The sequence below is a fragment of the Pseudodesulfovibrio karagichevae genome, from assembly GCF_041414475.1.
Taxonomy (GTDB): Bacteria; Desulfobacterota; Desulfovibrionia; order Desulfovibrionales; family Desulfovibrionaceae; genus Pseudodesulfovibrio; species Pseudodesulfovibrio karagichevae.
Genome location: NZ_JBGLYH010000047.1, coordinates 12,687 through 33,190 on the forward strand (window position 1 = coordinate 12,687; position 20,504 = coordinate 33,190).

Below are 20,504 nucleotides of genomic sequence, written 5' to 3' on the forward strand. Positions count from 1 at the left end.
TCGGCGAAAGAGTAGGAAAACAGCATGAAATTCGTGGATGAAGCGACCATCAAGGTGGCGTCCGGCAAGGGCGGCAACGGCTGCGCCAGCCTGCGGCGCGAGGCCAACCTGCCCAAGGGCGGCCCCGACGGCGGCGACGGCGGCAAGGGCGGCGACGTGATTCTGCGCGGCTCCGAACGCCTGATGTCGCTCTACGACTTCCGGCTGAAGCGCCACTACACGGCCAAGAACGGCGAGTCCGGCATGGGCCGCGACCGCTACGGCAAGGCGGCCGACGACCTGATCGTCGACCTGCCCGTAGGCACGCTCATCTTCGAGATCATCGAGGAAGAGGACGGGACCACCCGCGAGGAATTCGTGGCGGACCTGGTGGAGGACGGCACCGAGATCGTCATCTGCAAGGGCGGCGACGGCGGACGGGGCAACCTGCACTTCAAGTCCTCGGTCAACCGCACCCCGCGCTACGCCGAACCCGGCTTTCCGGCCGAGGAGAAGCAGCTCCGCCTGGAGCTGAAGATCCTGGCCGACGTGGGGCTGCTCGGCCTGCCTTCGGCGGGCAAGTCCACCTTCATCTCCAAGGTCTCGGCCGCCCGGCCCAAAATCGCGGCCTACCCGTTCACCACCCTGGTGCCCAACCTCGGGGTCATCGAGAACGACGACTTCAAGCGCATGGTCATCGCCGACATCCCCGGCCTCATCGAAGGGGCGAGCGAGGGGCGCGGCCTGGGCATCACCTTCCTCAAGCACGTGGAGCGGACCCGCTTCCTGGTGCACATCCTGGCCGCCGAGGACGTCAACCGCGACGACCCGACCGACGGCTACGCCATGCTCAACCAGGAGCTGCGCGAGTACAACGCCGAGATCGCGCTCAAGCCGCAGATCCAGGTCATCAACAAGATCGACACCCTGTCCGCGGACGAGCTGGCCGACATGAAGGCCAAGGTCGCGGCCGCCGGGGAAACGGTCTTTTTCATCTCCGCCCTGACCGGCGAGGGCGTGGACGAGCTGCTGGCCGAGATGTGGCGGCAGCTCGCCCTGCTCGACGAAGAATAACCTACTCTTCGTTCCGCTCGCCGAAGACCGCCTTGGCCGCGAAGATCGCGTTCAGGGCCGCCGGGAATCCCGCGTAGACCGCAATCTGCATGAAGGTCTCGACGATCTCCTCGCGCGTCCAGCCCACGTTCAGCGCCCCGTGGATGTGCACCTTGAGCTGCGGCTCGCACGCCCCCTTGGCCGCCAGGGCCGAGATGGTGATCAGCTCCCGCTCCTTGAGTGTCAGTCCCGGACGGGGATAGATGTCCCCGAAGCCGAACTCGAGCATGAGCCGTCCGAAATCCGGCGCTATGTCCGCCAGGGCCTCCATGACCTTGTCGCCCTGCTCGCCGTCCACCCGGCCGAGCATCTCCATTCCGCGTTCAAATCGTTCGTTGTCCATGACAACCTCCTTTTTCTCCACCATGGCCCCGGGGCTGTGACACGTCCAATACCGCTTTTCACGCTCTGTGATATGATGTAGATATCACCCATGAACACCCGGCAGATGCGCTATTTCCTGGCCGTGGCCGAGACCCTGCACTTCCGCAGGGCGGCCGAGTCGCTGCACATGAGCCAGCCGCCGCTGTCACAACAGATCGCGGCCTTCGAGGAGGAGCTGGGCGTGGCGCTGTTCGTGCGCGACCGGCGGTCCGTGGCCCTGACCGAGGCGGGCGAGAGCCTGCTCAAGGACGTGCGCCGCATCCTGGCGGACATGGACACGGCGCAACGGCGCGCGGTCGATACCGGGCTGGGGCGCGTGGGCAGGCTGCGCGTGGGGTTCATCGGCCCGGCCATCGACGGTCCGCTGGGGCCTGACCTGAAGGCCTTCGGCGAGAGCCATCCGGGCATCACCCTGGAGTTGTCGGAGAAATCCACGCCCGAGCTGGTGGAACGGGTACAGGGCAAGAGGCTGGACGCGGCCGTGGTCCGGCTGTCGGGCCCCGGCCCGGACGGCCTCGAACACCGCGTCTACCACCGCGAAACCTACGTGCTGGCCGTGCCCGAGGGACACCGGCTGGCCGGGGAAGCGGCCATCGAACCTCGGATGCTCGACGACGAGCCGCTGATCATGTTTCCGCGCGCCCTGAATCCGATGCTGCACGACCAGTGGACCGCCCTGCTCTCCGGGGCCGGAGCGCGCCTGCGCGTGGCCCAGGAGGTCCTGACCAAGCACGCCACCGTGGCCCTGGTGGCGGCGGGGTTGGGGGTATCGCCCGTACCCCGGTCCACGGCGGATACCGGGCGCAGGGACGTGGCCTTCGTGCCCTTCGCCGGAGCGACGCCGGAGCTGGAATTCCACCTGGTCACCCGGCCCGGACCGCACGGCCCGGCCCTGGCGGCCTTTCTCGATCATCTGCTGCGGAAGTAGCCGCGCCGAAGGTGCGAAATGGGACGCAAGGACGCGACCCCGTCGGGATGAATCCCGGGACGGGGCGAGCCGGATCGTCCGACACCGCCGCGAAGCGGCCTCTCCACCCGTCTTTGCCTGGATGAAACTCCGGCCTAGTCCAGCGCCTTGAACCGGAACCCGCTGGCCTTGTCGCCCAGCTGGCCGCGTCCGCGCACGTCGCGGTACATCTCGTAGACGCCGTCCATGGTCAGGTCGAGTTCCGCGCCCATGGCGCGCAGGGCGGCGCGCGGGTCCGGATCGGCCTCGTCGATGCCGCCCTTATAGAACACGTTGACCCCGTCCGGGCCGCTGTCGTTCTGCCGGTCGTAGTCGACCAGCGTCATGAGGGTGTCCGGGCCATGCTCGTCGGGCTGGAGGTACTCCCGGGTCTCCTGGGACTCCCTGGCCACGGCCTTGCCGTTTTCAAACAGCTCGGTGCTGTGGGAGGAGCTTTGCAGGACCGCGGGCCGGTCGCCTTCGCTCAACCCGCCCCCGGTGCGGAAGGGAAGGCGGTCGTCGATGCCGCGATTGGGCGCATTACGGGCCTGTTGGCTGTCCTGCTTGCGCATGACCATCTCGCCGTCCTCGTAGAGTTCGGTGGTCCACTCCACGGCAAAGGGCCGCTCACGGTGGCCGTATTCGGCCATGTCGGCGGCCGAGCCGTACTGCCCCTTGGCAGAGGCCCGGCCCAGCCCCTCCAGGAAGAATTCGGGCGCGGACGAGCTCTCCGCCAGCTTGGTGCCCAGCAGTTCCGAGGAGTCCTGCGCCTCGGGGGTGAGGTATTCCTCGGCCTTGAGGCCCAGGAGATCCAGGATGCCAGGCCGCTTGTGGAGGCCGTGGCCGTCGAACTCGTCCAGCCGGAACGAGCCGCTGCCGTGCTTGACCAGTTCACCGTCCTTGTACCAGCTGACGTCCGCCGTCTGGACCTGGTGGCCGTCCTCGCCGTCGACGCCGTCCACCTGGGTATCGGTGACCGTGGCCTGATGCAGGAGGTTGCCGCCCCGGTCGAATTCCTCGCTGACCACGGACAAGGAGGTGTTGTGGTAAAGCTCGCGGGTGCCCATGGCGCCCATGCCGTCCACCTCCACGGGATGGCGGTTGGATTCCTGGGTGAACTCGCCCGTCTGGTCGATGATCAGGTTTTTGGAAAGCTGCTTGTTGTCGTAGAATTCCCGGATGTCGGCGTGATAGCTCAGGCTGTGCTCTTCACTGGTCAGCTTGCGGATCAGGGTGTCCCCGTCGTTGGTCAGGTCCCCGGTCATCCGCGTGAACTCGTTGCCGGACACGCTGATGGTGGCATGGCCGGTGTTGCGGGTGCGCAGGTACATCTCGTCGCCCAGGGTACGCGTGACCTGCCCGTCCTCGAACCATGTGACCGACCGGTTCATGACCGCGCCGGACCATTTGTTCTTGGTCTCGAGCGGGGCCATCTCCGCATGGATGGTCTGGGAGACCTTGCCGCGCTCGTCGTAGTAGGAGGTGTCGAGCACGGCCCGGCCGTCGACCATGGTCCCGTCCACGGACTTGACCAGCTTGTCCCCGTCGTACTCGCGGACGGTCAGACTGCCGCCGTCGATGTCGATGATCTCGGTATGCCCGTTCTTGAGCTTGCGCTCGGCGTGGGTCAGGTTGCCGGACAGCTTCCAGGGGGAATCCTCGGCCCGGGGCGCGTCCTTTCCGCCCTGTTCCGCCGACCCGGTTTCGCCCAGCTCGGCCGTGTACTTGCGCACCGCTTCGTCGCTGATGGAGACCACGTCCGTCGGGGAGGACGAGGCGGACCGATTCGCTGCGCCGGCGCGGTTCCGGTTGACGGAATAGGCCAGTGCGGAGGAGGCGCTGCTGACGGGATCGACCATATTCACTCCTTGTTCCCTACCGGGCGGGAATCGGCCCGGTTACCAGCACATATCGGCATGTACTCACACATCTTTATATTGGCTTCATGTTTTCATTATATTTTTATTTTGAATAATACCGGGCGGCTCGGCCCGGGCCGGGCTCCGCACAAGTCACACCTTGCAGGCCGGAACCAGTTGGAGTACCGTGCGCCCCATGACGAAATCGCGCATCACCAGAGACACCCTGCTCGACAACGTCCGGCGGGTGGTGGTCAAGGTCGGCTCGGCCGTTCTCGCCACCCGCGACGGCCTGAACGGCGCGGCCATCAACCGGCTGGCCGACCAGCTGGCGGCATTGTCCGACCGGGGGCTGGACGTGGTCCTGGTCTCCTCGGGCGCGGTGGCCGCGGGCAGGCAACGCATCTTCGAGCGGACCCGGAAGAAGCACCGCAACGGCAAGGACATGGTCTCCCGGCAGGCGGCCTCCGCCGTGGGCCAGGGGCGGCTCATGCACGACTACGACGAGGCCTTCGCCCGGCACGGCAAGGTCACGGCCCAGGTCCTGCTGACCCGTAGCGGGCTCAAGCTCCGCGACCGCTTCCTGAATGCGCGCAACACCCTGGAGAGGCTCCTGGAATGGGGCGTCATCCCGATCATCAACGAGAACGACACCGTGTCCACCCGCGAGCTGGAATTCGGGGACAACGACACCCTGGCCGCCATGTGCCTGGGCCTGGTCGGCGCGGACCTGTTCGTCAACCTGACCTCCGCCGACGGGGTCTTCGACAGGAACCCGGACGGCAACCCCGACGCGAAGCCTATCCCGCTCATCGAGGACATTGCGGCCATGGACATCGAGGCCATGTGCGACGGCAAGACCAACGTGGGCACGGGCGGCATGTACTCCAAGCTGCGCGCGGCCCGGCGGGCGGCCCAGCTGGGCGTGCCCACCCTGATCGTCACGGGCAAGGGCGAGTTCGACATCCCGGCGGTGGTCGACGGCGGCCCGGGCGGGACCCTGGTCCTGCCCGACGAGCGCGTGGTCTCGAGCAAGAAATTCTGGCTGGCCTACCACGACGACCCGTCCGGGGCCATCCTGGTGGACGGCGGCGCGGCCAACGCCCTGCTGACCAAGGGCACGTCGCTGCTGCCCATCGGCATCACCGGGGTGGAGGGCTGTTTCGAGCGCGGGGCGCTCATCTTCATCAAGACTGCGGACGGCGACGAACTCGGCGTGGGCCAGACCAACTACTCCGCCGACGAGCTGTGCCGCATCAAGGGCAAACGCACGGACGAACTGGCGGCCATCATCGGGCCTCTGGTCTCGGACGAGGCCGTCCACCGCGACAACATGCTTCTGGACGCGGCCATCTGATGCGCAGGCTCTACCTCGACCGCAATCTCCAATACGTCTTCGGCGTCACGCTCATGGCCGTGCTCGGCGTGTCGTCCATCATCCCGGCCCTGCCGGACATCATGAAGGGGCTGCACCTGGGCCCGGTGCAGATCGGCCTGGTCATCTCGGCCTTCACCCTGCCCGGCGTGCTCTTCTCGCCGCTGGTCGGCATCATGGCCGACAGGGTGGGCCGAAAGGTGGTGCTGGTGCCCTCGCTGTTCGTCTTCAGCGGCTTCGGCTTCGCCTGCTTCTTCGCCCGGACCATGGACCAGCTCCTGATCCTGCGATTCTTCCAGGGCGTGGGCGCGGCCCCGCTGGGCGTGCTCTACTCGACCATGATCGGCGACCTGTACCACGGTGCGGAACGCGGCCAGGCCATGGGCTACAACGCCTCGGTCCTGGCCATGGGCACGGCCGGATACCCGGCCATCGGCGGCGTTCTGGCCCTGCTCGGCTGGAACTATCCCTTCCTGCTGCCCCTGCTGGCCATACCCCTGGGGCTGGCCATCCTCTTTTTCATGAACACCCCGGAGCCCCTCAAGTCCGGCAGCCTCAAGGAATATTTCGCGGAGGCCCTGCGGCGGATGAAGACGCGCGAGGCAATGGCCCTGTTCGCCACCACCCTGCTGACCTTCGTCATCCTGTACGGCCCGCTGATCACCTACCTGCCCATCCTGCTCAGCCACCGCTTCTCGGCCTCGCCCGCGACCATCGGGCTGGTCTTCCTGGCCGCCTCGGGCTTCACCGGCCTGGCCTCGTTCCAGCTCGGCAGGCTGACCCAGCGCTTCGGGCAGAAGACCCTGCTCTCGGCCGCCGCCGTGTTCTACGGCCTGTGCATGATCTTCACGCCCCAGGCCCCGTCGCTGCTCCTGACCATCCCGCCGGTCATCTGTTTCGGCCTGGCCCAGGGGCTGAACATCCCCACGGTCATGACCATGCTGACGACCATCGCGCCCATGGAACAGCGCGGCGCGTTCATGGCCGCCAACGGGCTGCTCCTGCGCCTGGCCCAGACCGTGGCCCCCATGCTCATGGGCGGGCTCTACGCCCTGGGCGGCATGAACGCCGTGTTCTGGGGCGGGTTCGCCTGCGCCGTGGCCATCCTGATCCTGGCTCGCTTCTACATCGTCAACATCAACCCGACCCCTAATCGGCCGGACCCCGCACACCGATAAGAAAGCATGACCTCCATTCGCTCCCGCCTGCAACACAGGCTCAATCCTCTGCATGTCTATTGCAGGCTCCGCTCCCTGGGCATGGCCCATCGGACAGCCGTCATGGTCTCCAGCTGCTGGGAACGCGCCCTGTACCGGCACATCCTGTCCTGATCCGCCCCGCGACCCGCAGAGGCCACCCGGCCGCTACGACTCCCGGTACCGCCGGATGAAGGCGTCCAGCCGGTCGCGCTGCTTCTCCATGTGCAGAATCCACGCCTCGAGGACCTCGAGTCCCTCGGCCGTGACCGAATAGACCCGCTTGGCCGGGCCGTCTCCCTCACTGTCCCAACTCGACACGACCAGACCGTCCTCGTCCATCTGGCGCAGGTGGCGGTAGATCATGCCCGGAGGCGCGTCCCCGCGCAGGAACCCGTAGTCCCCGATGGTCTGGATGAGCTGGTACCCGTAGGAAGGCCCCGCCTTGAGGGCCATGAGCAGGGATGGCTGTACGTATCGCTGCGGCTTGGAGCCGCCCACTTTTTTCGACATGGGTGCAAAGTCCTTCTTGACTATATGTGCTTAGAGGATATATATACAGTATAGACAATTATCCATCGAGGCACAACCCAAGGAGGAAATCATGAAGATTTTCGTACGTGAACGCATGCGGTCCGAGGAAGGAACCAAGAAGCCGAGGTTCCGCGTGGTCGGTGTCCAGGGCGGCGATCTGAAAATCTACGCCAAGCGCATCCGCAAGTGCGAGCTCGTCGAGCTGGCCAAGCACACCGGAGCCGAGATCGTCTACATCACCCGCGACGGCGAAGGGAGTGAAGGCAAGCACGCTGCGGCCTGACACTGCTTCCGATAGCGGGCCGTCCGCACATTCTTTCCGGAGGGGCTTTCGTCCTCACGTGGCCAGCCGCGCTGCGGCGAAAGCCCCCGGAAGAAAACGCATGCCCGAACCGCTCCCTTTTTAAGAGCATGAAAGACCCTGCCGATGCGTCGGCAGGGTCTTTTGTCTCGTGCTGCGGCCCCGACGCAACATGGCCGGGAAGAGGGAAAAGATGGGTCCATGGGACGGGGATCGGCGGCCGTTTTCGGCTTGGCCGTCCTTCCCCGTCCCATGGGCGCCGGATGCGTCAATCCTTGTAAACGATCGTGCCGACGTGTTCGCCGTCCAGGGCGGCGTGGAGATGTTCGGGGTGCCGGAGCACGTCGATGATCTGGAACGACTTGAGGGTCTTGGCGTTCTTGAGGAAGGTCAGGACCGGCCGCTCGACGATGAGGTCGTCGAGGTCGAGCTTGAGCAGCTCGTCCACGTGGATCTTGTCGAAAAACTTGAGCGCGTCGCGGCTCTTGGCCTTCTTGGGGTCGCTCTCGAACATGCCCTTCTCGTCCTTGAGGTAGATGAGCGAGCGCGCGCCGATATTTTCGGCCAGGAGGAAGGCCCCGGAGTCGGTCCGGTGGGGCGGGATGGAGCCATGCTCGGCCGGATGCTCGAAGAACCCGTAGGGCGGGATACCGGTGGTGATGGGCAGGTAGCCGAGCTGGCAGTACATGTGCAGCTGCTCCAGGTGGTCGCCGTGGCCGATCAGGGCGCCGCCGTGCTTGGCCAGCAGGACCGAGAGCATCTCGGCGTTCTGGGCCGAGACCTTGTCGCCGAGCTTGGACAGGACGCCGGTGGGCATGCCCAGGTCCACGCCGATGGAGTAGACGTGGCGGGCCCGGGTGCCGCCGCCGCACATGAGCAGAATCTTGTGCTTTTCCTTGGCCTTGACCAACTCTTCGAGAATGGGGAACAGCGCCTTGGCCCCACGGTCCATGATGGACTGGCCGCCGATCTTGAGCACGTTCACGTCCGGCTGCATGCGGAAGTACTCGCCCGCCTCGGTGCTCTTGAGCAGTGCGCGGTCCACCAGGGACTCGCCCATGAGCGGGGTGTCGATATGCAGCCGCCCCTTGGGGTCCTTCTCCTTGATCAGCTTGCCCATGCGGTTTTCCTCCGTGAATTGTTTTCAGATTCCCATACATTGTACCTGCCGGGAGAGAAATGGCAAGCCGTTTGGAATCGCGCCCGATCGAGCATCATGCCTAGATGGAGATCCTGCCCTTTTCGATGATCCAGGTCATGCAGATGCCCACGCCGAAGGCCCAGGCCAGGTTGGAAGCCATGGTGATGCCGAGCATGACCATCATGATGAACAGGCCGGAGCGGGTCTGCACGTCCTGGATGGTCAGGGCGAGCTGCGCCCCGGCGAAGAACAGGAGCATGCCGAGCACGCCCATGGGCAGCAGATGCAGGACGTTGATGGCCTGGGAGCCCAGGAGCACGGCCAGGGCCACGAAGAGCACGCCGATGATCACGTTGGAGCCCGCCGTACGCGCCCCGAAGGTGTAGTGCGCGGCCAGGCCGCCCGCGCCGTGGCAGACCGGCATGCCGCCCACCAGGGCCGCAAAGACGTTGGCCAGCCCCATGGAGACGCACAGGGCGCGGTCCGTGACCCGGCGGCTCTCGTTGCCGAAGTATTCGAAGCTCAGGTCCCGGCTGGCGATGACCGCGTTGCCCATGGTCATGGGGATCTGCGGGGCCACCAGGGCGAGCAGGGCGAAGCTGAAGTCCGGCAGGGTCGGGATGCCGAAGGGCAGGATCTCGGGCAGGTGCAGACCGACATGGATACCGACCAACTCGCGCCAGGCCCCGAACAGGGTGCCGAAGACCGCTCCGGACGCGACCACCACCAGACCGGCCGGGAAGCGGCGGCTGCGCAACAGCAGCAGGGCGATGAGCCCGAAGAGCACGCCGGAGATGATGGACATGGACACCGGTCCGATGGACTGGACCATCAGGAACGGCTCCGGGACCCCATCCATGAGCTGGAGCGGGTTCTTGCCCACGATGAGGAAAACGCCCTTGGACAGGAGCAGGATGCCGGTGGACAGCTGCACGCCCCGGATGACCGGCTTGGGCACCAGGCGCGCCACCCGGTCGACCAGGCCGGTGGTCCCGAGGAACAGGAGCACCACGGCCAGGAGGATGCCCGAGGCGGTGATCATCTGGGGCGACAGGGCCAGGCCGATGGCGTAGGCCGAGACGACCTTCATGGGCTGCACCGCAATGGGCACCCGGTAGTAGACCCCGGCCACGAGGTACATGAGCCCCACGGTCAGGAACAGCCCGGTGGCGGACAGCCCGTTGATCATGATCATGCCGAAGGCCAGCGGTAGCAGGGTCCCCAGGTCGCCCATGGAGCCCGCCCATTCCATCCTGTTGAAGCTCAGTCGCATATGGTTATCCTCTGGTTAATTTCCTCGCACTTTAGGAGGATTTAACAGAATCCGAACAATGCCCGCAACAGCAATCTGTTGACTTCGCGACAACTTTCTCTCTACGTTTTTCTATATATATCATTCAGACCAGCGATCGATCCGCCGCACCCGAGACCCTGCGAGCCTTCATGAAGTTTACAGCACTCCCCACCCTGCTCTGTCTGGTCCTGCTCCTGGCTGCAGCCTGCACTACCAAGGCGAACCGTTCAAGGCTGCAATTGACTTCCCGCCGTCTTTCCACGACAATTCGGCCCTATTCCAGCACATTTCCGGCAACCAGGAGCCAGGCATGAAACACGAGTCCATCAGCGCGCGGGACATGAAGCGGTACCAGCTTCAGGCCAAGTCCATCATCGAGACCCTGCCGTTCATCACCGAATTCTTCGGCAAGACCATCGTCATCAAGTACGGCGGCAACGCTATGATCGACGAGGACCTGAAGCGCGCCTTCGCCCTGAACATCATCCTGCTCAAGTACATCGGCATCAACCCGGTGGTCGTGCACGGCGGCGGTCCGCAGATCGGCAAGATGCTCAAGGCCCTGAACATCGAGTCCCACTTCCGCGAGGGGTACCGGGTCACGGACCAGGCCACCATGGACGTGGTCGAGATGGTCCTGGTGGGCAAGGTCAACAAGGAGATCGTCAACCTGATCAACCTGCACGGCGGCGAGGCCGTGGGGCTGTCCGGCAAGGACGGGCGGCTGATCATGGCCGAGCCCAAGGAGCTGGCCGTCGAGAAGAAGGACGCCCCGCCCGAGATCATCGACCTCGGCAAGGTCGGGGAGGTCACCTCGGTCAACACCAAGCTCATCCACTCGCTGCTGAACGACGGGTTCATCCCGGTCATCGCGCCCGTGGGCGTGGACAAGGACGGCGCGACCTACAACATCAACGCCGACTCCGTGGCCGGGGCCGTGGCCACCGCGCTCGGGGCCAAACGGCTGTACCTCCTGACCGACGTACCCGGCCTGCTCGACGCCGAGGGCGAGCTGGTCACCTCCCTGACCGCCAAGGAGGCCTTCGAGGCCATCCGCTCGGGCGTGGTCACCGGCGGCATGATCCCCAAGATCACCTGCTGCCTGGAGGCCGTGGCCGGGGTGGAGAAATCGGCCATCATCGACGGCCGGGTGGAGAACTGCATCCTGCTGGAGCTGTTCACCAAATCCGGTATCGGCACCGAAATCATCTACTAGGCCGGGAGCATGGAACACGGATTTTTCACGATCATTTCCCGGTCCGAGTTCGAGGCCTTGCTGCGCGGGTTCGCGCCGCTCGGTCCCGAGACCGTGGACCTGGCCCGGGCGGCCGGGCGCGTCCTGGCCCAGGGCCTGATCGCGCCGCACGACTGGCCCCTGCTCGACCGTTCCTGCATGGACGGGTTCGCGCTCAATGCCCGCGACGTGTTCGGGGCCGGGGAGTCCAACCCCGGCTACCTGGAGTGCGTGGCCGCCCTGCCCATCGACAAGTTGCCGGACACCGCCCTCATGCCGGGCGAGTGCGCGCGCATCGCCACAGGCGGCGTGCTGCCCGAGGGCGCGGACGCCGTGGTCATGGTCGAGCACACCCAGGCCATGCAGGAAGAGACCGTGGGCGGGACCATCGAGATCCGCAAATCCGTGGCCCCGGGCGAGAACGTCATGCAGCGCGGCGAGGACGCCCGCAAGGACGCCGAAGCCCTGGCCGCCGGAACAATCCTGCGTCCCCAGGAGATCGGCCTGGCCGCGGCCCTGGGCTTCGAGGCGCTCTCCCTGCGCCGGCGGCCCAAGGTGGGCATCCTGTCCACGGGCGACGAGCTCATCGAGGTCGGCAGGACCCCGAAGCCTGGCCAGGTGCGCGACGTGAACACCCACACCGTCGCCGCCCTGGTGGAACAGGCGGGCGGCGAGCCCGTGACCTACGGCATCATCAAGGACGACCTCCGGAGCCTGAGCATGGCGCTGGAAAAGGCCATCGCCGAAAACGACGTGGTCCTGTTGTCCGGGGGCAGCTCCATCGGCGTACGCGACCTCACGGTTCAAGCCATCGAGGCCATGGAGGACGCGGACGTCCTGGCCCACGGGGTGGCCATCAGCCCCGGCAAGCCGACCATCCTCGGCCGCGTGGGCAACAAGCCCGTGCTCGGCCTGCCCGGACAGGTGACCTCGGCCCTGGTCGTGGTCCACGTCCTGGTCCTGCCGCTGATCCGCCACCTCATGGGCGACGCGCAGGCCTTCTCCCCGAACCGGCGCTGCCTGCGCAAGGCCGAGCTGGCCCGCAACGTGGCCTCCAAGTCGGGCCGCGAGGACTATGTCCGCATCCGCCTGGAGGAACGCGACGGACAGCCGCCCCTGGCCCACCCGGTGCTCGGCAAGTCCGGCCTGCTGCGGACCATCGTCCAGGCCCACGGCCTGGCCGTGATCCCGGCCGAGTCCGAAGGGCTCTACGCCTCGGAGCTGGTTGATGTCTGGATTGTCTAACAGCCTGATTTGGCTGTCATTCGATTAAAAATCTTCTTCCTGACCGTCGAGTTCGAGAATCTTCCAGCCCTCACGCCCCTTCATGAGCACGAAGACCGAATCGTCCTCCAGGTTCTTGTCCAGCTTGCCCACCTGCACGCGGTAGGTTCCGAACGCCCGGACCTCGGCCACGTCCTTGTCCAGGTAGACCAGCTCGAAACCGAGCCCGGCCGGGTCCACCTTGGCCGCGCGGAACAGCTTGTAGGTCTTGCGCTGACGCTGGATTTCCTTGAAGACCTCGAACTGGAAGTCGAACCGGTCGCGCACGTGGGGCGCGAACAGCAGGTAGTAGTCGTCGTCCAGGGTGGCCTGCTTGACGTAGAAATCGCGGAGCAGGGCCTTGATCTCCTCGGGCACGGGATTGACCGTGTCCGCAGGCGGCACCTGGGGCACGAACTTCCCGTCCGCCCCGCCCTTGCCCTGCTCCCCGCTCTCCGGCACGGACATCAGCGTCAGGTACAGCTTGACCTCGGACACGGCCAGCTTCATCCGCGCCAGGGCCACGCCCTCGGGAAAGACCGAATCGACCACGACGCGCAGCGATTTTGCGGGCTTGCCCGGACACTTGACGACCTGCTCGCCCTTCTCGTCACGCAGCCAGAAGGGGAACTCCGAGCCGTCGGGATAGACCACCCTGCCGGACCGGATGCGCCGGAACTTCTCGAACTGCCCCTCGCCCTGGTGCCCGTTGTAGATGCCCAGCCCCGTGACCCGCACCGGCATGTCGAAGGAAAACTCCATCCACTGCCCCTCGCCCGAGGAGATGCTCCCCCCGGCCCAGGCCGTGGACGGGTCTCCGTCCATCAGGTTCCCCGGCGCGTACTCGAGCCCCAGGTCCATCTTGAAGCTGGATACCCGGACGTTCACGTTCAGGGCCCACGCCGGGCCGGTCCAAAGAAGGACCGCCAGCAGGGGCAGCACGAGCGGCAACATTCTGTACCAGCGGGCATTCATCATGTCGGCCTACCTATCACAACCGCCCCCCGCCCGTCCTCATAAACATGAGGGGGGACCCAGCGCAAGAGCCGACGATCCACCCCCCGTTTTCGGACGCGGCTCATTGCCCGCCCGAACAGATGAAACGGCACGGCTGTAGAGGCCATGAGCGGCATGGTGACACTGAACCGTTGGCGTTACGACCGGAGCGGGAGATATGGAAAGTCCCGCCGCAGGACTGCGGGAGGGCGGCAAGGCAACGGAAGGGGACTAGCCATCCACAATCCGGTAAACGATCAAATCCCCGAATTGCACGACCTTCTTGTACATGCGCTTCATCGACGCATTTATCAGGTCGCCCACGAGAGTCCCGTCGACGACGTACCAATTGGCCGTGCTGCGGACGATAAAGTATGGCCTTTGACGGAAAATATCCTCTGCCGCCGTTACATTCGATGTTTCGCCCCTGGATGCAGCTGTGATTTCATCGGGCAATGCGATCAGGCTCGGGTGCAAAACGTACTTTGACGGAGGGGACATGGACAGAAACCAGTAGATGATGTGGTTATCCATGACCCATATCTTCCTGCCTTCCGGGAGATGCTCTTTTATGTATGCGGCTGTCCTCGACTCGCCGCTTCTTACCACAGAGTAATCACTGTCGAGGCCCCGGGCGACCTGGATCAACTGCATGGCCGTTGCGCGCATCGGGCACAGCGGCAACAGCGTGATATAAAGACACAACGCATACACGAGTACGTGCAAGTTGCCGCAATTCTCATACAGGTAATAGAGACTGTACCCTCCGAAAAGCGACAGCATGGGGATTATTTGCAGGAGATAATGCCCATGGATGGTTTTCCCCTCAACAATGGAAGCAATCGTCGCCACTATGACCGAAAAAATAAAGATCAGAGCCGAACGGGACCTGGGCGAAACCTGTCTGACCTGTGTCAGGCACAAGTAGATGCCGCAAACCGACAACACCATCAAAATGCCCCAACCGGCGTTCCACGAAGAAATGAGCCCACCCAGTCCCCTGAGGCTCAACCCACCGCCCGTCGAAACCATCGGCGCCAGGACAGTGGCCCTGTAAACATCCATCAAGGCATCGCGCGCATAGAACGGGTAAAGGGCGGCAAGCAGGACGACGATCCCGCCAAGCGCATAGGCCAGCGCCCCGCCAAACAGCCTGCTCCCGTTCTTGTACAACAGATACAGGATGGCCGGAGCCGAGAGAAGGCACGTGTACGCCAGGTTGCTCCGGATCAGCACGGCCGCGCCCATGAGCGCACCAGCCAGGAACATGGCCCATCCCCGCCGGTTCCAGGCGATCACCAGATACGCGCAGGCCATCAGGGGCGCCACGGCGACCGTCTCCGACAGGACCGCCATCCCATTCCCGACGGACATGCCGGAGATGCACAGGATTCCGGCAAACAGGCCTGCCGCCTTGCCCCACATATGCCTGCCGAGGAAATAGCAGGCGCTCGCCGCAAGGAAGACGCACAGGGCGCCCGCGACGCGGACGGCCGGAATGGTGGCCCCGAACAACTTGATCGCCCCGGCGAAGAAATAGAACAGGAGCGGGGGCTTTATGTCGAAGTAATCGACGTACGGCAGGCCCCCGTTGAGGATATGCTGCCCGAACAGGATGAAGGTGGACTCGTCCCACCCGATTGTCGGCGTATAAAAATAGGAAAACCTGACGGCGAACGCCAGGACCAGCAGCAGCGGCAGGGCCACGTAGGGGGTTCCCCAAAAGTGCGGTTTATTGTCGGTCATCGGCTTGTTGTCGTGGCGGCATGATGCGTTGAAGCCCCTATCGCATTGGCCGCCTGTCTATGGGAAACGATCCGTCCTTCTTCTTTCCGACCCAGGTGATGCGCGAATTCATCAGGTAGTTCACGACCGTTCCGGCGGCGATGCCGACGCAGTTGGCGAACATGTCGAACATCCCGACGCCCTTCACCAGCAACATGAATATGGAATAATTCACTACCCCGGCAACCCCGGCGGCGACGTGGAAGTACAGGAAGCGCCGCATCAGGCTGTTCCTGGAGTCGCGCTCCCGGAACGTATAGAGGTTGTTCAGGATGAAATTGGACACGATGGAGACCTCAATGGCAATGGGCGCGGCAATCTCCAGGCTGACCGAAAACAGGCGCGTCAGCAGATAATACAGCCCGAGGTTGACCACGACGCCCGAGGCACCAACCAACAGAAATCGCGTAAATTCACTCGACTTTCTGAATCGAATCCGGGCCAGATTGAACAGGAACTCGACCTGGTCGGCGAAGCTCAGCTTGGATTCGCCCCGGACCCGGTCCGGAAAGGTGATCGGCACTTCGATGACCTTGGCACCGTTGCGCACCAGTTCGAACAGCAGCGACGACTGAAAGGAATATCCCTTGGTGGACAACCCGGTCAGGTCGCACCGCTTCAGCAATTCCGCCTTGATGCAGCGGAACCCGGACGTGCAGTCCCGGATGGACGGCAACCCGCCCATATTCCGCAGCAGCCAGTTCCCGACCAGGCTCATCGTTCTTCTTCTGAGGGAAAAGTCCGGCGTGCTCCCGCCGAAGATGAACCGGGAACCGATGACGAATGTGAACCCGTGCTGCAGCAGGTCGATCATCAGCGGCAGCAGTTCGGGCGAGTGTTGCAGGTCCGCGTCCATCTGCAGGATGACGTCCGGGTCGAGTTCGGCGATGGCGTGGGCGAACCCCCGCTTGTAGGCGGCGCCCAGCCCCTTCTTTTCCCCGGTTATGAGGTGAAGGCGGGGAAACCGCGCTTGCATCCCCCGGACGACCCCGGCGGTTCCGTCCGGCGAATTGTCGTCGACCACCAGCATATGGAGCTCGTGGCTGGCGATCCTGTCCGCCTGTTCAAAGATGCGAGGCAGCAGAATCTTGACATTCTCCGACTCGTTGTAGGTAGGCAGCACGATACAGGCGATATTCATGAAGGCGCTCTCCGGCATCGGGCGTGGAACCCGATATCAGGCAGTATATTTTACACTTTTTCTATATTGGACCAATAGGCACCGCAAATCAAGTCCTAAATATTACCCGGCTGAATCCAGCCGCCGCGATAGGGCCGCCGCCGCGCAAAAAAAAGAGGGAAGCCGCTCGGGCTTCCCTCTTCGTTGCAATCGCGATCGCTCGATTAGTAGCGGTAGTGATCCGGCTTGAACGGGCCTTCCACGTCCACGCCGATGTAGTCGGCCTGCTTCTTGGTCAGCTTCTCGAGCTTGACGCCGAGGCGGTCCAGGTGGAGGCGGGCCACTTCCTCGTCCAGCTTCTTGGGCAGGATCATGACCTTGGGCTCGTAGTCGTTCTTGGCCAGGTCGAGCTGGGCCAGGGCCTGGTTGGTGAAGGAGTTGGACATGACGAAGCTCGGGTGGCCGGTGGCGCAGCCGAGGTTGACCAGGCGGCCTTCGGCCAGGATGATGATGGACTTGCCGGATGGCATGGTCCACTTGTCCACCTGGGGCTTGACCTCCTTGCGCACGCAGCCGGGGGTCTTCTCCAGGTAGACCATCTCGATCTCGGAATCGAAGTGGCCGATGTTGCACAGGATGGCCTCGTCCTTCATGGCCTCCATGTGCTTGCCGGTGACCACGTGGTAGTTGCCGGTGCAGGTGACGAAGATGTCGCCGCGGGAAGCGGCGTCGTCCATGGTGGTCACCTCGTACCCTTCCATGGCGGCCTGCAGGGCGCAGATGGGGTCGATCTCGGTGACCAGCACGCGCGCGCCGAAGCCGCGCATGGACTGTGCGCAGCCCTTGCCCACGTCGCCGTAGCCGACCACGACCACGACCTTGCCGGCGACCATCACGTCGGTGGCGCGCTTGATGCCGTCGGCCAGGGACTCGCGGCAGCCGTACAGGTTGTCGAACTTGGACTTGGTCACGGAGTCGTTGACGTTGATGGCCGGGAAGAGCAATTCGCCCGCGCGCTGCATCTCGTAGAGGCGATGCACGCCCGTGGTGGTCTCCTCGGACACGCCGCGCACCTTCTTGGCGATTTCGGTCCACTTGGTCGGGTTGGCCTTCACCGAGGCGGCCAGACGGTCCATGATGATCTGGAACTCGTGGACGTCGTATTCCTTGTCGCACAGGGACGGGTCTGCCTCGACCTTGACGCCCTGGTGGATGAGCAGGGTGGCGTCGCCGCCGTCGTCCACGATCAGGTCCGGACCGGAGCCGTCGGGCCAGGTCAGGGCCTGCTCGGTGCACCACCAGTAGTCCTCCAGGGTCTCGCCCTTCCAGGCGAAGACCTTGGCCATGCCGGAGTCGGCGATGGCCGCGGCGGCGTGGTCCTGGGTGGAAAAGATGTTGCAGGACGCCCAGCGGATGTCCGCGCCCAGCGCATGCAGGCACTTGATGAGCATGGCGGTCTGGATGGTCATGTGCAGGGAGCCCGTGACCTTCAGACCCTTGAGCGGTTTTTCCTTGCCGTGCTTCTCGATGATGGCCATGAGGCCGGGCATCTCGCGCTCGGACAGCTGCATCTCGGTGTGGCCCCACTCGGCCAGGGACATGTCGGCCACCTTGCATTCGCACTTGGGATCGACGGGCATGACGTTCTTGGACATAAATACCTCCAGATAAGGGATTGTTATCGTTTTTCGGCCTCGTACAGGACCACCACGAGGCCCATGTTGACCTTGAATTCCGTAACCGAACGGATATCGAAACGCGCTTCCTCCAGCCAGTTGCACATGCTCTCCCGGGGGATGCCGAGCCGACGGTCGCCGTACTCCGAGCGCATGAGCTCGTTCTCGTGCTGGTCAAACTCGGCGATGATCAGCCGACCGCCGATCTTGAGCACCCTGCCCGCCTCGCGGATGGCGTCCAGCGGCATGGCCAGGTGGTGCAGGACCAGGGACATGACCGTGCAGTCCGCCTCCCAGTCGCGCAGGGGCAGGTGGGTCATTTCGCCGATGCGCAGGCTCATGCGCCCGTCGCCGGAGAAGCGCTCCTCGGCCAGTTCGAGCATCTTGGGCGAGTTGTCCACGCCGATGACCGAACGCGACGAGCGGGACAGGATCTCGAGCATGTCGCCCGTGCCGCAGCCGATGTCCGCGGCGCAGTCGCACTCGGGCAGCCGGGACTGGATCTCGCGGCCCAGGTCCAGGTCGCCCAGGACCTCGGCGGTCATGCGGTCCCACTCGGGCGCGATGTCGTCGAAGAACTGGCGGGTGGCCGCCGTGCGTTCCAGGATGACCTTCTCGGCCCGGCTGCGGTCCCGCTTGAGCTCCGGCTCGCCGGACATGAGCTCGCCCACGCCGTTCAGGAACGCCCGGCCGGGCCCGTCCTCGCTGACCCGGTAAAAGGCCCACAGCCCCTCCCGGCGCACGTCCACCAGCCCGGACTCGGACAGGATCTTGAGATGCCGCGAAATCCGCGACTGCCCCATCTCCATGACCTGGACGATTTCGCCCACATTGAGCTCGTATTCCAGCAGGACATTGACCAGTCGCGCCCGGGTTTCATCGGACAACGCTTTGCAATATTTTATTATTTCCATTCGCTTCGCTCTATATCAGGATATCTTGATATACGGAACAACACCTACCTACATAAGAAGGGCCGACCGGTCAAGCCCAGGCAAGGGCGGTATTTTTTACAATATCTAATTGAATAGCCTCCCCTCTTTCCGTATAGCCATGAAAAAACCCGTGAGGAGCACCCATGAAGGTCCTGTATCCGCTTATCTTTTTAGTCTGTATCGCGCTGTCCGCCTGTTCCGCCGCCACCCAGAACATCCCGGTGAGCTCCAACCCCGACGGGGCGCAGGTCCTGGCCGACGGCCAGGCCGTGGGCACCACGCCGTGCAACGTCACCCTGGAAAAAACCCAGCCGCACATCCTGACCGTCAAGAAGGACGGCTACAAACAGGTGGACGTCCAGATCACCCGCAAATACGACACCGCGGGCGTCACCCGCGACGCCACCCAGTCCGGGCTGTGGCAGAGCTCAAACGGGGCGAATACGGAAGGGGCCGTGGCCAACGCCCTCATGAGCGTGGGCGCTGAAGAGGAATCCGGCGACGCCTACGTGCTCTCGCCCGCCTCGGTCGTGGTCCGGCTCCAGTCCGTGAACGCTCCCGCCCAGGCGACGGCCCAGGCCGACGAGCCCGTGACCATCTCCGCCGACCAGCTCGACCCGGCCGACCGCAAGCGCCTGGAGCAAGGCCAGGCCGATAACGTCTCGACCACCGAGCCCGCCACCCTGGGCAGCGCCGTGGCCGACGACCCGGCCAAGGAGGCCGAGGCCGTGCTCGAAGGCGCGGCCGTGGCCGCCCCCACCGTGGGCACGGACAAGGAATGGGGCAGCAGCCACTCCTCCACCAAGCACGAGAGCGACGGCTCGTATACCAAGACCACCACCAGCACCTCCGCCAGCGTCGGCGTGCACGTCAACCCGGTGGAGGCCGGACTCGAAGCCATCAAGCTCCTCGAAGGCGCCGAAGGCTCGGACAACAGCCTATCCTCCGAATAGCGGTTCAGACTCAATCCACGAAAAAAGGGGCTCGCTTGCGCGAGCCCCTTTTTTCGTGCGCGGACGTCTCCGACGGCTTAAGAACCTCTTGAAAAGGCCCTTGAGGATCTCCAAAACCTTTCGGGACCGCTTCGCGGGATGCGCACGCGATGCGGCAAATCGCCCTCCTACACATCACCTTACTCGTACATTCCCCGCGCGGAAGCCCCCTATTACCTCAACCCGCCATCCGCGCGCATGCGCATACATAAAGTTTAGGAGGGAAAGTGGGATGGGGGTTCGGGGGAAGGGGGGAAGGGGGTACAGCCCGGGTACATAGGTAACACATTAGCCCGGGAACATGGGTAACACTTTGGGCATGAGAGCCTGGAGGTGCCCATGCCCTGGAATGAGGTCAAACCTATGGATCAGCGATGGTTG

Annotated in this window: 19 protein-coding genes; 9 read left to right on the forward strand and 10 right to left on the reverse strand. The window is 64.4% G+C overall.

Translation table 11 applies throughout. From position 1 onward, the window contains the following. Positions 1–24 precede the first annotated feature (24 nt). Positions 25–1,053: a GTPase ObgE gene (gene obgE / locus AB6M95_RS14525; protein ID WP_371387465.1), complete on the forward strand. Its 1,029-nt coding sequence runs from the start codon at positions 25–27 to the stop codon at positions 1,051–1,053. 1 nt (position 1,054) lies between these two features. Here obgE and AB6M95_RS14530 read toward each other — a convergent pair whose 3' ends face one another. Beyond that, positions 1,055–1,435: a carboxymuconolactone decarboxylase family protein gene (locus AB6M95_RS14530; RefSeq protein WP_371387466.1), complete on the reverse strand. Its 381-nt coding sequence runs from the start codon at positions 1,433–1,435 to the stop codon at positions 1,055–1,057. A 90-nt stretch (positions 1,436–1,525) separates the two neighbouring features. Between AB6M95_RS14530 and AB6M95_RS14535 the strand changes: the two genes are divergently transcribed. After that, the gene (locus AB6M95_RS14535; RefSeq protein ID WP_371387467.1) at positions 1,526–2,404 is read left to right on the forward strand and encodes a LysR family transcriptional regulator; all 879 of its coding nucleotides are present in this window, start codon (positions 1,526–1,528) and stop codon (positions 2,402–2,404) included. 134 nt (positions 2,405–2,538) lie between these two features. Here the strand turns inward: AB6M95_RS14535 and AB6M95_RS14540 are convergent, their stop codons facing one another. Next, complete coding sequence (locus AB6M95_RS14540; RefSeq protein WP_371387468.1) at positions 2,539–4,281, reverse strand: hypothetical protein; 1,743 nt, start codon at positions 4,279–4,281, stop codon at positions 2,539–2,541. 196 nt (positions 4,282–4,477) lie between these two features. Between AB6M95_RS14540 and proB the strand changes: the two genes are divergently transcribed. Genes proB through AB6M95_RS14555 form a run of 3 tightly spaced genes read left to right on the forward strand, consistent with a single transcriptional unit; the run spans position 4,478 to position 6,987 of the window. Then, positions 4,478–5,638 carry a glutamate 5-kinase gene (gene proB, locus AB6M95_RS14545; RefSeq protein WP_371387469.1) on the forward strand — a complete coding sequence of 387 codons (1,161 nt, stop codon included), beginning with the start codon at positions 4,478–4,480 and terminating at the stop codon, positions 5,636–5,638. Beyond that, positions 5,638–6,834, forward strand: coding sequence for an MFS transporter (locus AB6M95_RS14550; protein WP_371387470.1), 1,197 nt, complete (start codon positions 5,638–5,640; stop codon positions 6,832–6,834). The genes proB and AB6M95_RS14550 overlap by 1 nt, the downstream gene beginning before the upstream one ends. 6 nt (positions 6,835–6,840) lie before the next feature. Then, positions 6,841–6,987, forward strand: a complete 147-nt coding sequence (locus AB6M95_RS14555) for a hypothetical protein (protein ID WP_371387471.1) — start codon at positions 6,841–6,843, stop codon at positions 6,985–6,987. Between the two features lie 33 nt (positions 6,988–7,020). Here AB6M95_RS14555 and AB6M95_RS14560 read toward each other — a convergent pair whose 3' ends face one another. After that, the gene (locus tag AB6M95_RS14560; protein ID WP_371387472.1) at positions 7,021–7,365 is read right to left on the reverse strand and encodes a helix-turn-helix transcriptional regulator; all 345 of its coding nucleotides are present in this window, start codon (positions 7,363–7,365) and stop codon (positions 7,021–7,023) included. A 91-nt stretch (positions 7,366–7,456) separates the two neighbouring features. Here AB6M95_RS14560 and AB6M95_RS14565 point away from each other — a divergent pair, with 91 nt between their 5' ends. After that, a complete protein-coding gene (locus AB6M95_RS14565) occupies positions 7,457–7,669 on the forward strand; it encodes a hypothetical protein (protein ID WP_371387473.1) in 213 nt (70 codons plus the stop codon). A gap of 286 nt (positions 7,670–7,955) precedes the next feature. On the opposite strand, the gene AB6M95_RS14570 is transcribed toward AB6M95_RS14565, so the two are convergent. Together AB6M95_RS14570 and AB6M95_RS14575 are read right to left on the reverse strand one after the other, a co-directional pair. After that, the gene (locus AB6M95_RS14570) at positions 7,956–8,807 is read right to left on the reverse strand and encodes an amino acid kinase family protein (RefSeq protein WP_371387474.1); all 852 of its coding nucleotides are present in this window, start codon (positions 8,805–8,807) and stop codon (positions 7,956–7,958) included. Between the two features lie 100 nt (positions 8,808–8,907). Then, positions 8,908–10,101, reverse strand: coding sequence for a putative sulfate/molybdate transporter (locus AB6M95_RS14575; protein WP_371387475.1), 1,194 nt, complete (start codon positions 10,099–10,101; stop codon positions 8,908–8,910). Positions 10,102–10,462: 361 nt separating this feature from the next. On the opposite strand from AB6M95_RS14575, the gene argB reads away from it, so the two are divergent. After that, the gene (argB, locus tag AB6M95_RS14580) at positions 10,463–11,338 is read left to right on the forward strand and encodes an acetylglutamate kinase (RefSeq protein WP_371387483.1); all 876 of its coding nucleotides are present in this window, start codon (positions 10,463–10,465) and stop codon (positions 11,336–11,338) included. A 9-nt stretch (positions 11,339–11,347) separates the two neighbouring features. Beyond that, positions 11,348–12,601, forward strand: coding sequence for a molybdopterin molybdotransferase MoeA (locus AB6M95_RS14585; RefSeq protein ID WP_371387476.1), 1,254 nt, complete (start codon positions 11,348–11,350; stop codon positions 12,599–12,601). Positions 12,602–12,625: 24 nt separating this feature from the next. Here AB6M95_RS14585 and AB6M95_RS14590 read toward each other — a convergent pair whose 3' ends face one another. From AB6M95_RS14590 to AB6M95_RS14610, 5 genes are all read right to left on the reverse strand, one after another. Continuing rightward, positions 12,626–13,597, reverse strand: coding sequence for a discoidin domain-containing protein (locus AB6M95_RS14590; RefSeq protein WP_371387477.1), 972 nt, complete (start codon positions 13,595–13,597; stop codon positions 12,626–12,628). A gap of 249 nt (positions 13,598–13,846) precedes the next feature. After that, positions 13,847–15,361, reverse strand: a complete 1,515-nt coding sequence (locus AB6M95_RS14595; protein ID WP_371387478.1) for an ArnT family glycosyltransferase — start codon at positions 15,359–15,361, stop codon at positions 13,847–13,849. Between the two features lie 37 nt (positions 15,362–15,398). Then, positions 15,399–16,541 (reverse strand): GtrA family protein, encoded by a 1,143-nt coding sequence (locus AB6M95_RS14600; protein ID WP_371387479.1) that lies wholly within the window; start codon positions 16,539–16,541, stop codon positions 15,399–15,401. Positions 16,542–16,744: 203 nt separating this feature from the next. Beyond that, positions 16,745–18,175 (reverse strand): adenosylhomocysteinase, encoded by a 1,431-nt coding sequence (gene ahcY / locus AB6M95_RS14605; protein ID WP_371387480.1) that lies wholly within the window; start codon positions 18,173–18,175, stop codon positions 16,745–16,747. 23 nt (positions 18,176–18,198) lie between these two features. Then, complete coding sequence (locus AB6M95_RS14610; protein WP_371387481.1) at positions 18,199–19,110, reverse strand: ArsR/SmtB family transcription factor; 912 nt, start codon at positions 19,108–19,110, stop codon at positions 18,199–18,201. A gap of 164 nt (positions 19,111–19,274) precedes the next feature. On the opposite strand from AB6M95_RS14610, the gene AB6M95_RS14615 reads away from it, so the two are divergent. Then, positions 19,275–20,084, forward strand: coding sequence for a PEGA domain-containing protein (locus AB6M95_RS14615; RefSeq protein ID WP_371387482.1), 810 nt, complete (start codon positions 19,275–19,277; stop codon positions 20,082–20,084). The last annotated feature ends 420 nt before the right edge of the window (positions 20,085–20,504 follow it).